Consider the following 357-nt stretch of genomic DNA (forward strand, 5'->3'; position numbering starts at 1 on the left):
TAGTTGTAAAAGATCCATGTCCTCTCCTATCTTCTGGTAAACTACCCTTGCATATATTTGAGTGGTTGACAATTTTGAGTGGCCCAGGAGCTTAGAAACGGTTTCTATGGGCACACCATTGGATTGGGTAATTGTTGTTGCAAATGTGTGCCTGGCAACATGAAAACTAAGATTCTTCTGAATCTTGCACTGGTCTGCAATCTCTTTCAGGTAATTATTAGTCTTTTGATTGCTATAGACTGGAAGAAAACTTTGTGATACTGGATTCTCATACTTCTGCAGAATCTCACGAGCCTTTTCCAAAAGAGGCATCTTCATTGGAGTTTGACTCTTGTCTCTCCTGCAGTATATCCAATC

General features: G+C 40.1%; 1 protein-coding gene. It reads right to left on the minus strand.

Features of this window, described 5'->3' with window-relative positions:
* On the minus strand, positions 1-351 hold a 351-nt coding region (locus tag HC175_RS21070; RefSeq protein WP_438865976.1), incomplete at its 3' end, for a site-specific integrase.
* Between the last annotated feature and the right edge of the window lie 6 nt (positions 352-357).

The sequence above is a fragment of the Salinimicrobium oceani genome, from assembly GCF_012037645.1.